Genomic DNA, 10688 nt, shown 5'->3' with positions numbered 1-10688 from the left:
CCCCGATGCGGTACATAGGGGGTTCTGAGTAGAGAAATGCTAGTTGAAAATGTGTAAACCTATTTCAGGACTAGACACATTTCGCCCTTGTCAGAGGAAGCTGTAGATGATCATCGCCATCACGCCGCCGGTGGTGCCGATGATGGTTTCCATCACGGTCCAGGTCTGCAGGGTCTGCTTCTCGGTCAGGCCGAGGTAGCGGTTCGCCAGCCAGAAACCGGAGTCGTTGACGTGGGAGAGCACGATGGCACCGCCGCCGATGGCGATGGTGACGGCCGCCAGCTGGGCACCGTTCAGGCCGAGCGGCTCCAGCATCGGCAGCACCAGACCGCAGGCGGTCAGCATGGCGACGGTGGCAGAGCCCTGAATCACCCGTACCGCAGCGGCCAGAATGAAGGCCAGCGCGACGATGGGCAGACCGGAGTCGGCCAGCATGTTGCCAAGGGCGGCACCCACGCCGGAATCAACCAGCACCTGCTTGAACACGCCACCGGCACCGGTCACCAGAATGATGACGCCTGCCGGCTGGATGGCGCTGTTGCAGACGCTCATCACCTCGTCACGGGACATGCCGCGGCGAATACCCAGCAGATAGAAGGCGGCCAGACAGGCGACCATGATGGCGGTGAAGGGGTGACCGATGAACTCCAGCCAGTTGTGCAGGGTGGAGCCCGCCTCGACGAAACGACCGACGATGGTCTTGAGGCCGATCAGCAGCAGCGGCAGACCGATGAGGCCCATGGCCAGCCCGAAGGAGGGCAGGGATTTGCTGTCATCGTGGACGCTGTTCTGGGCATCGGCAGGCAGCGGTACATCGACGATCTTGCTGATGAAGTCACCGAACAGCGGGCCAGCCAGGATCAGCGCCGGCACGGCGGCGATCAGGCCGAACAGGATCATGTAGCCGAAGTCGGCACCCAGCTGGGATGCCACCAGGATCGGGCCCGGCGCCGGGATAAGGAAGGCTTGGCAAGTGGCGATACCGGCCAGCAGGGCGATACCGATCTTCACCACACTGCCGCCGCCGCGACGGACGATGGCGAAGGCGACACCGATCAGCAGCACCACGGCCACGTCAAAGAACAGCGGCAGGGCGCAGACAAAGCCGGTCAGGGCCATGGCCCAGTTGGCGCGCTTGACGCCGAACTTGCCGAGCAGAGTGTGAGCCACCCGGTCGAGGGCACCGGTCACTTCCATCACCTTGCCGAACATGGCGCCCAGCGCCACCACTACCGCGACGAAACCGAGGGTGCCACCCATCCCTTTCTGGATGGTGTTGGCGATGTCGGCCGGGTTCATGCCAGCGGCGAGACCCGCCACCATGGAGACCAGGATCAGGGCTACCACGGCGTGGAGCCGGGCCTTCATCACCAGGAAGAGCAGCAGCACAATCGAGCCGGCGGCTGTCATGATCAGGGAGAGGTCAGACATTGTTATGCGTTCCTTTTTCCAAGTTCAGTCGTGACACCTTGCCGATCCGTCGGCAAACCATATCTTTATGATTTATTTAGATTTATGGCAAGGGCTCAACATCATATGCCCAGGTGACTATGGGTTTGCTCAGTCTGTGGCAGACTTCACATTTTCAATCGTTACCGGTAACATGTTACCGGTAACGTGTTAGATTAGAACCCATCAACAGCTGGTTTTTTGAAAAGTGGGACAGAGGTCAAATTATGGCGGGTAAGTGCATTATCGTGATGGGTGTGTGTGGTAGCGGCAAATCCAGCGTGGGTCTGAAAGTGGCCGAAGCGCTGGGCGCCAAGTTCATCGATGGTGATGACCTGCACCCCAAGGCCAACATCCAGAAGATGGCTGGCGGCAACCCCCTCAACGATGAGGATCGTGCCCCCTGGCTGGAGCGGATCCGCGACGCCGCCTACAGTCTCGAGCAGAAGAACGAGACCGGCATCATTGTCTGTTCCGCCCTCAAAAAGAAGTACCGCGACCAGATCCGCGAAGGCAACGAGTCGGTCAGCTTCATTTTCCTCGATGGCAGCCAGCCGCTGATCCTCGAGCGGATGCGTGCCCGCAAGGGCCACTTCATGCGTGAAAGCATGGTACAAAGTCAGTTCGATACTCTGGAGCGCCCGGATGGCGAAGCCGGTGTATTCCACATTGATATAGACGGCACCTTCGAACAGGTGGTTGACCGCGCCGTCACAGCATTGGAGCAAGCCCAATGATTCATCAGGTAATTTCCGACGTCACCGCCCGCATCCGCGAGCGCAGTATCGCCCGTCGTCAGGCATTTCTGGCCCGCATCCAGCGTCAGGCAGAGCAGGGCAAGACCCGCGCCGCGCTGGCCTGCGGCAACCTGGCCCACGCCGTGGCCGCCTGCAGCAGTGACGAGAAGGGTCGCATTCTCGATATGACCCGCGCCAACGTCGGCATCGTCACCGCCTACAACGATATGTTGAGCGCACACCAGCCCTATCAGGGCTATCCGGATCAGATCAAGGCGGTACTGGCCGAGCTGGGCCACAGCGCCCAGGTCGCCGGCGGCGTGCCCGCCATGTGCGATGGCGTGACCCAGGGTCAGCCGGGAATGGACATGTCCCTCTTCTCCCGCGACCTAATCGCCCAGGCGACCGCGCTGTCGCTCTCTCACAACACCTTCGACGCCACCCTGCTGCTCGGCATTTGTGACAAGATCGCTCCGGGTCAGATCATGGGGGCCCTCTCCCACGCTCACCTGCCGACGGCATTTGTTCCTGCCGGCCCCATGGCGAGCGGCATCAGCAACGACGAGAAGGTGAAGGTGCGTCAGAAGTACGCCGCCGGTGAAGTGGGTCGCGATGCCCTGCTGGAGATGGAGTGCGGCGCCTACCACGCAGCAGGCACCTGCACCTTCTACGGCACCGCCAACACCAACCAGCTGGTGTTCGAGGCCATGGGCCTGATGCTGCCGGGCTCCGCCTTTGTGCACCCGCATAGCGAGCTGCGCCGCGCCCTGACCGCCGAAGCGGCCCGTCGTATCAGCGCCATGATCCCGGGTTCCCCGGCCTATCGCCCGTTGAGCGAGGTGCTGGATGAGCGCTCGCTGGTCAACGGTCTGGTGGCCCTGCTCGCCTCCGGCGGCAGCACCAACCACAGCATCCATATGGTGGCACTGGCCCGCGCGGCCGGTCTGGTACTGACCTGGGATGACATCAGCGATCTCTCCGACGTGGTGCCGCTGCTGGTTCGCATGTACCCGAACGGCCCGGCCGACGTCAACGCCTTCGAACAGGCGGGCGGCGTGCCCGGCCTGATGCGCCGTCTGGCGCAAGAGGGGCTGATCCACATGGATGCCACTCCGGTCTTTGGCGAGATGCAGGATTACCTCAGCCGTCCGGCACTGGTCGATGGCCAGCTGGTATGGCAGCCGGTGGGCGAGAGCGGCGACGCGAGCGTGTTGTCGCCTTCCGGTAGCGTGTTCCAGGCCACCGGCGGCACCAAGCTGCTGGCGGGCAATCTGGGCCGCGCCGTGGTCAAGGTCTCCGCCGTGGCTCCCGAGTATCGGGTGATTGAAGCACCAGCGCGGGTCTTCTCCTCCCAGCATGCGGTGGAAGCGGCCTACAAGGCGGGCGATCTCAATCAGGATGCCGTTATCGTGGTGCGCCACAATGGCCCGGCCGCCAACGGTATGCCGGAGCTGCACAAGCTGATGCCGGTGCTCGGCAACCTGCAGAAGGCGGGTTACAAGGTGGCGCTGGTCACCGATGGCCGTCTCTCCGGTGCCTCCGGCAAGATCCCGGCCGCCATCCACGTCACCCCGGAAGCGCTGCACGGCGGGGCCATCGGCCTGCTGGCCGACGGCGACCTGCTGCGGGTTGATGCGGTAAACGGCAGCCTCGACTGCCTGACCGATTTGAGTGGCCGTACCCAGGCCGAGATTGACCTCACTCTGGAACAAGAGGGGTGGGGCCGTGAACTGTTCAGCGTGATGCGTCGCGCGGTATCGAGCGCCGAGTGTGGCGCCACCATCTTTGACTAAGGAAGAGCTATGCAGAACTGGAAAGTGACCCCGGCCGAGGTGTTTGCCGCCTCCCCGCTGGTACCCGTGATGGTTATCAACGAGCTGGATCAGGCCCTGCCGATGGCCAAGGCGCTGCTCGACGGCGGCATCTCTGTTTTCGAAATCACCCTGCGCACCCCGGTGGCGCTCGATGCCATCGCCCTCATTGCCAAGGCGATGCCGGATGCCATGGTCGGTGCTGGTACCGTGCTCAACTGCGAGCAGTTTGACGCAGCCGTCGCTGCCGGTGCCCGCTTCGTCATCTCCCCGGGGATGACGCCGGCCCTGTTGGCTCACGCGGCCAAGAGCACCGCGCCGCTGATCCCGGGTGTGGCAACTCCGTCTGAAGTGATGCAGGCGCTGGAAGCAGGCTATGACCACCTGAAGTTCTTCCCGGCCGAAGCGAACGGCGGCACCAAGGCGCTCTCCGCCATTGCCGCGCCGCTGCCCCAGGTGAAGTTCTGCCCGACCGGCGGTATCGGCCCGAAAAACGTGGCCGACTATCTGGCGCTCAAGTGCGTCGCCACCGTCGGCGGCTCCTGGATGCTGCCGGCCGATGCGGTCAAGAGCGGCAACTGGGAAGAGGTGACCCGCCTCTCCCGCGAAGCGGTTGAGCTGGTTAAACGCTAAGCATCAGTTGTGCCGAAAACCAAACAGGCCACCCTCGGGTGGCCTGTTTGCTATCAGCGTGACTTAAGTGGGTGAGGGAAGGGATTACCCTAGACTCTCCCCGACATAGAGGGAGAAGCCGATATCTTTGCGGGTATCGGGTTGGGATTGGCCGTTGAGACGCGCCAGCAGCATGGTGGCCGCCTCCCGACCGATCGCTTCCCGCGGGGTGGCGATACTGGCCAGCTTGGGGGTCATGGCGTGGCCGATGTCGAGGGCGTTGCAACCGGCGATGGCGATCTGCTGGGGCACCGGGATCCACTTGGCCTGACACTGCAGCAAGGCGCCCACCGCCAGGTCATCGTTGGTGCAGAACAGGCCGTCGAGGTCGGGATAGCGCACCAGCGCCTGATCCAGCAGCTCGCCCCCCAGAGTGAAGCTGGAAGATTGTTCGGTCAGCAGATGCTGGCCGGTGAGGCCGAAGTCGGTCATCGCCTGATAGTAACCCTCCATCCGCAGCTGGGTACGCACGTCGAGCCGCGCCCCCAGATAGACCACCTTGCGTCGGCCCCGGTGCAGCATCTCTGTTACCATGGCCCGGGCGGCGGCTCTATGGTCCATGCCGACCACCATGTCGATGGGGGTTTGCGGCAGATCCATGGTCTCCACCACCGGAATGCCGGCGGTGGCGATCATCTTGCGAGTGCGCTCTGTGTGCTGGCTGTCGGAGAGGATCAGCCCATCCACGTGATAGGAGAGCAGGGACGCGACCTGCTCCTCCTCCCGCTCCGGGCTGTAGCCGTAGTGGGCCAGCAGGGTCTGGTAACCGGCCGGTCGGGTCACCGACTCGATGCCGTGGATCACCGCCGAGAAGACCTGGTTGGAGAGGGAGGGGATCAGGATGCCGATCGCCTTGCTGGTCGCGTTGGAGAGAATGTCCGGCGCCCGGTTGGGGATATAACCCAGCTCTTCCACCACAGCCGCGATCCGCTCGCGGGTCCCCTCCGCCACGGTCTGCGGGTCGCGCAGATAGCGGCTGACTGTCATCTTGGTCACGCCGGTCTGGTCGGCGATATCTTGCAGGGTGGGGCGGCGCTTGCGGGTGGGGCTCATAGGGGTGTCCAGCGTGGATGTTACATGTAACATTACCGTTTTTGGCGGATAAAGTCAGCATATGAAGCCGTTTTTGCAGGAGTTTTCCGATGATAAGAGGCAAGCAGTTCGTGGATGTCCGGTTCGAGCAACAGGATGTGGAGGGGGAGCAGTTCTCGGAGTGCCGCTTTATCGGCTGCGACTTCTCCTGGCTGGATCTGAGCGATAGCCGCTTCATCGACTGCAGCTTCTACGATCGGGAGAGTGAACGGGGCTGCCTGTTGCAGGGTTGCGATCTGCGCGAGGCCAGCTTCCTGCGCTGTGATCTCACCATGGCCGATTGCAGCCGCAGCCAGTGTCTGGGGTTGGAGATGCGCGACTGTCAGGCGGTCGGCATCAACTTCGGCCACGCCAGCTTCGCCAACCAGATCACCGCCAAAAGCTACTTCTGCGAGGCCCATCTGACCGGCAATAACTTCAGTTACGCCAGCTTCGAGAGTTGTCTGCTGGAGAAGTGCGAGCTGACCGGCAACCGTTGGCAGGGGGCCAACCTGTTTGGTGCCTCGCTGGCGGGCTCCGATCTCAGCGGCTCCGAGTTTGGCCAGATCGACTGGACCAGCTTCAAATTGCAGGGCTGCGATCTGCGCCAGTGCGATCTGCCGGGGCTGGATCTGCGGCGGGTCGATCTGCAAGGGGTGCAAATTAACGAGGATCAGCAGCAGGTATTGCTGGAGCAGATCGGTATGGTTGTCTTTCCCTGAGCCGAGCGAAAAATTAGGTAATTTTTCATCAAATGGGGGTGACAGCGGGTTGCTGTACTCCTGAAACGACAAAAGCCTGCGTGATACAGGCTTTTGCTAGTGAGCGTGTGATGCGTTTGTCGGCCGGGTTAACTCAACCCTTGGCCAGCCATTTGGTCGGGTTGATCGCCTCGCCCTGATAGCGAATTTCGAAGTAGAGGCCCGGTCTGTCCTGACCGCCACTGTCACCGACCAGTGCCACCGGTTCACCCTGTTCCACATTCTGGCCAACCTGACGCAGCAGCGACTGATTGTGACCGTAGAGGCTCATATAGCCTTTACCGTGGTCGATCACCAGCAGCATACCGAAGCCGTCGAGCCAGTCGGCGTAGACCACTTGTCCCGGTGCAACCGCCTTGACCTGGGTTCCTTCGCTGGCGCCGATCAGGGTGCCTTTCCACTTGAGCTGGGCGGTGCGCGGCGAACCGTAGGAGATGAGGATCGGTCCCTGCACCGGCCAGCGCAGGCTGCCATTGGTCTTGAGGCCGCTATAGTGGCCAGCACTGCTGATGCCCGAGCCGCGCTCCGGTTTGCTGCTGGCTACCTCTTCGGCAGGTTCTGCCGGTTTGACGGTTTTATTCTGCTGGGCGGCGAGTCGTTGTTGCTCGGCGCGGCGCTGTTCGGCCAGCTTGCGCTGACGCTCCTGCTCCGCTTTCAGCTTGGCCAGCCGTTCGCGCTCGGCCCGTTCACGGCGCTCCTGCTCTTCCCGCTTGCGACGTAACTCTTCCAGCCGGGCTTTCAGCGCTTTCTCCGCCTTGACCAGCTTGGTGAGCTTCTGCTCGTCATCCTGTACCGACTGCTGCAACTGGTTGCGCACCTTGGCCCGGCTCTGCTGGCTGGCCAGCAGGGCCTGGTGATGCTCCTGCTGTTCGGCAAGCAGGGTCTGCAGTCTGGTCTCGGTCTCTTTGGTGGCCTGCTGGTTTTTCGCCAGCTTGTCGCGGGTGGCGCGCAGGGCGTCGATGGCCTCGATACGGGCCTTGTTTAGGTAGTCGTAGTAGTCGAGGGAGCGGCTCAGTTTGGCCGGATCCTGCTGATTGAGCAGCAGTTTGAGGTAGTCGTGGTTGCCCGCTTGAAAGGCGCTCTCCGCCTGCTTGGCCAGCAACTGCTTCTGATGTTTGGCTTGAACTTCCAGCGCCAGCTTGTCTTTTTGCAGGGTCGCCAGCGTCTGCTGGTTCTGCTTCAACTGCTGCCTGGTCTGGTTGAGTTTGGCGGCGGCGGCCGAGATGGCCTGCTCGTCAGCCTTGAGCTGGGTATTGAGCTTGGCAAGCTCCTGCTTGCTGAGCTTGATGGTCTTCTGTTGCTCTTTGATCTGGGACTGCATGGTCCCCAGCTGCTGATTGGCGGCCAAAGCCGGTGTGCTGGCGCCAATCGACAGGCAAAAAAACAGCGCGCCGGCCAACAGGCCGACGCGACTGGTTTTCTGTGAAATAACTTCGCATCCCCGCATGGGGAAGGATTATTTCAGAATCATCAGGGGCTTGCCAGTCATTTCCGGCGGCACCGGCAGACCCATAAGGGTCAGCATGGTGGGGGCCAGATCGGACAGTTTGCCACCTTCAACCACCTCGGCTTTGCGGCCGAAATAGATAAGCGGAACCGGCAGATTGGTGTGGGCGGTGTGGGCCTGACCAGTCTCTTCGTCCAGCATCTTCTCGGCGTTGCCGTGGTCGGCTGTGATCAGACACTCACCACCCACTTCGGCCAGGGCGTCGGTGACGCGACCGATGCAGTGGTCAACTGCTTCACACGCTTTGACTGCGGCATCAAACACACCGGTGTGACCAACCATGTCGCCATTCGGGTAGTTACAGATGATGACGTCGTACTTGCCGCTCTTGATGGCCGCAACCAGCTTGTCGGTCAGCTCTTCGGAGCTCATCTCCGGCTGTAGGTCATAGGTCGCCACTTTCGGGCTGGCCACGATCTCGCGATCTTCGCCGGTGAAGCAGGACTCTTCGCCACCGTTGAAGAAGAAGGTAACGTGAGCATACTTCTCGGTTTCGGAGATGCGCAGCTGGGTCTTGCCCTGCTTGGCCAGCCACTCACCCAGGGTGTTGACCAGAGCGGTCGGCGGGTAGGCACAAGCCGTTTTGATGTCGGCCGCGTATTCGGTCAGCATCACGAAGTTCAGTTTCGGCTCGACTGCACGGGCGAAGCCGGTGAAGTCTGTGTCAACGAAGGCGCGGGTGATTTCACGGGCACGGTCGGCACGGAAGTTCATGAAAATCAGCGCATCACCATCTTCCATCGGGGCAGCTTCGCCGATGCGGGTGGCTTTGACGAACTCGTCGTTCTCGTCGCGGGCATAGGCGGCAGCCAGCGCTTCGGTGGCGCTCTCGGCGGTGAACTCGCCCTTGCCCTGGGTCATCAGGTCATAGGCTTGCTGCACGCGATCCCAGCGGTTGTCACGGTCCATGGCGAAGTAACGGCCGATCATGGAGGCGAAACGACCCTTGCCGAGCTTGGCGAACAGGGCATCAAACAGCTCGATGGAGGACTGGGCGGAGCGCGGCGGAACGTCACGGCCATCCAGGAAGGCGTGCAGGTAGATCTTCTCGGCGCCACGCTTGGCAGCCATTTCGATCATGCCCATGATGTGCTCTTCGTGGCTGTGTACGCCACCCGGGGACATCAGGCCCATGATGTGAACGGCTTTGCCGTTGGTCACGGCAGCGTCAACAGCCTTGGCCAGCTCGACGTTCTGGAAGAATTCGCCGTCCTGGATGTCTTTGGAGATGCGGGTCAGCTCCTGATAGACGATGCGACCGGCACCGATGTTGACGTGGCCTACTTCAGAGTTGCCCATCTGGCCATCCGGCAGACCGACGTCCAGGCCGGAGCCGGAGATCAGGGTGCTGGTGTAGTCACGGGCCAGACGATCGAGGTTGGGAGTCTTGGCGGCAGCGACGGCGTTGTGCTCTTGCTTGGTGCTGTAGCCCCAACCGTCCATGATGACCAGAACCAAAGGTTTCTTAGCTGTTGACATAAGACTATGTCCTCTCGGATTGGAAAAAATGCGGGAAATGAAACTAGCGTAATATTACTACATCTGCCGAAATAGTCACCTGATAGCCAAGGGGCGCTCCCGCGGCCCCGCAAGCCACGCCCTTCCTGCCATGCTCGCTGCCCAATGATGATGGGAGCCTGCTCGCGCTTTGCCGCCAAGATGGCTGATCTTATCAATACCCCCATGTATACTCGGGCCCTTGTCTTGGTCCCTGGATAGTAGAAGATGCAAGAGTATTTGGATTTTGCGGCCCGTAACCCGCTGCTGACCGCAGCCTGGTTGGGTCTGGCTGGCACCCTGGTTTACACCACTGTGCGTGCCCGTTTGTCCCCGGTAAAAACCGTCAACAACCACACCGCGACCCTGCTGATCAACCGCGAGAATGCCACCGTGGTGGATATTCGCAGTCAGGAAGAGTACGCCAAGGGCCATCTGGCCGGTGCCCAGCACCTGCCGCTGACCCAGATCCAGAGCAATAATCTGGGCCCGGTTGAAAAGCATAAAGATGCCCCCATCATAGTGGTGTGCGAGTCGGGAATGACTGCGGGCGGCGCGGGCCGTCAGCTGAGCAAAGCTGGCTTCAAGCAGGTTTATGTGCTCGGCGGTGGCATGGCCCAATGGCGTGCAGAAAATCTGCCGGTAACCAAGAAACGCTGATTTAAGCAGGGCCTGAGCCCACTTATCCATATAACAAGGAATCAAACGAAATGGCTGACGAGATCAACAACCAGGAAGTACAACCGGAATTCCACATCCAGCGTGTTTACACCAAGGATGTCTCTTTCGAAGCGCCGAACACCCCGCACATCTTCCAGAAAGAGTGGCAGCCGGACGTCAAGCTGGATATGGACACCAAGACCAACATCCTGGCTGAGAACGTGTACGAGGTTGTCCTGACCCTGACCGTAACTTGCAAACTGGAAACCGAAACTGCCTTCCTGTGCGAAGTACAGCAAGCCGGTATCTTCACCATCGGTAACCTGCCGGAGCCGCAACTGGCTCACTGCCTGGCTGCCTTCTGCCCGAACATCCTGTTCCCGTATGCCCGCGAAGCCGTGGCCAACATGGTGAGCAAGGGTTCCTTCCCGCAGCTGAACCTGGCACCGGTCAACTTCGATGCCCTGTTTGCCCAGCACATGGCGCAAGCACAGGCCCAGCAGGCGACTGCGGAAGCCTGATA

10 protein-coding genes are annotated in these 10688 nt (G+C 61.4%); 6 read left to right on the top strand and 4 right to left on the bottom strand.

From position 1 onward, the window contains the following. Window positions 1-90 precede the first annotated feature (90 nt). Window positions 91-1431 carry a gluconate transporter gene (gene gntU, locus G5195_RS18815; RefSeq protein ID WP_005355418.1) on the bottom strand — a complete coding sequence of 447 codons (1341 nt, stop codon included), beginning with the start codon at window positions 1429-1431 and terminating at the stop codon, window positions 91-93. A gap of 245 nt (window positions 1432-1676) precedes the next feature. Between gntU and G5195_RS18810 the strand changes: the two genes are divergently transcribed. The 3 genes from G5195_RS18810 to G5195_RS18800 are packed head-to-tail and all read left to right on the top strand — an operon-like array spanning window position 1677 to window position 4630. Beyond that, on the top strand, window positions 1677-2186 hold the full coding sequence (locus G5195_RS18810; RefSeq protein WP_005340649.1) for a gluconokinase: 510 nt from the start codon (window positions 1677-1679) through the stop codon (window positions 2184-2186). Continuing rightward, window positions 2183-3979, top strand: a complete 1797-nt coding sequence (gene edd / locus G5195_RS18805; RefSeq protein ID WP_265776195.1) for a phosphogluconate dehydratase — start codon at window positions 2183-2185, stop codon at window positions 3977-3979. Before G5195_RS18810 ends, edd begins: the two co-directional genes overlap by 4 nt. Window positions 3980-3988: 9 nt before the next feature. Next, a complete protein-coding gene (locus tag G5195_RS18800; protein WP_005342660.1) occupies window positions 3989-4630 on the top strand; it encodes a bifunctional 4-hydroxy-2-oxoglutarate aldolase/2-dehydro-3-deoxy-phosphogluconate aldolase in 642 nt (213 codons plus the stop codon). 84 nt (window positions 4631-4714) lie between these two features. Here G5195_RS18800 and G5195_RS18795 read toward each other — a convergent pair whose 3' ends face one another. Beyond that, window positions 4715-5722, bottom strand: a complete 1008-nt coding sequence (locus G5195_RS18795) for a substrate-binding domain-containing protein (RefSeq protein WP_005355407.1) — start codon at window positions 5720-5722, stop codon at window positions 4715-4717. Between the two features lie 89 nt (window positions 5723-5811). Here G5195_RS18795 and G5195_RS18790 point away from each other — a divergent pair, with 89 nt between their 5' ends. After that, window positions 5812-6462, top strand: a complete 651-nt coding sequence (locus G5195_RS18790; RefSeq protein WP_307896004.1) for a Qnr family pentapeptide repeat protein — start codon at window positions 5812-5814, stop codon at window positions 6460-6462. 133 nt (window positions 6463-6595) lie between these two features. Here G5195_RS18790 and envC read toward each other — a convergent pair whose 3' ends face one another. Next, window positions 6596-7948, bottom strand: a complete 1353-nt coding sequence (envC, locus tag G5195_RS18785; protein ID WP_421221936.1) for a murein hydrolase activator EnvC — start codon at window positions 7946-7948, stop codon at window positions 6596-6598. A gap of 9 nt (window positions 7949-7957) precedes the next feature. Next, a complete protein-coding gene (gene gpmM / locus G5195_RS18780) occupies window positions 7958-9487 on the bottom strand; it encodes a 2,3-bisphosphoglycerate-independent phosphoglycerate mutase (RefSeq protein WP_005356867.1) in 1530 nt (509 codons plus the stop codon). Between the two features lie 246 nt (window positions 9488-9733). Here gpmM and G5195_RS18775 point away from each other — a divergent pair, with 246 nt between their 5' ends. After that, window positions 9734-10165 carry a rhodanese-like domain-containing protein gene (locus tag G5195_RS18775; RefSeq protein ID WP_005340640.1) on the top strand — a complete coding sequence of 144 codons (432 nt, stop codon included), beginning with the start codon at window positions 9734-9736 and terminating at the stop codon, window positions 10163-10165. Between the two features lie 50 nt (window positions 10166-10215). Next, on the top strand, window positions 10216-10686 hold the full coding sequence (secB, locus tag G5195_RS18770) for a protein-export chaperone SecB (protein ID WP_005340639.1): 471 nt from the start codon (window positions 10216-10218) through the stop codon (window positions 10684-10686). Window positions 10687-10688 lie beyond the last annotated feature (2 nt).

The organism is Aeromonas sp. 601039 (assembly GCF_049174415.1).
Lineage (GTDB): Bacteria > Pseudomonadota > Gammaproteobacteria > Enterobacterales > Aeromonadaceae > Aeromonas > Aeromonas veronii_A.
The sequence above is the reverse complement of the archived record's forward strand: the minus strand, read 5'-3'. Positions and strand labels throughout refer to the sequence as shown.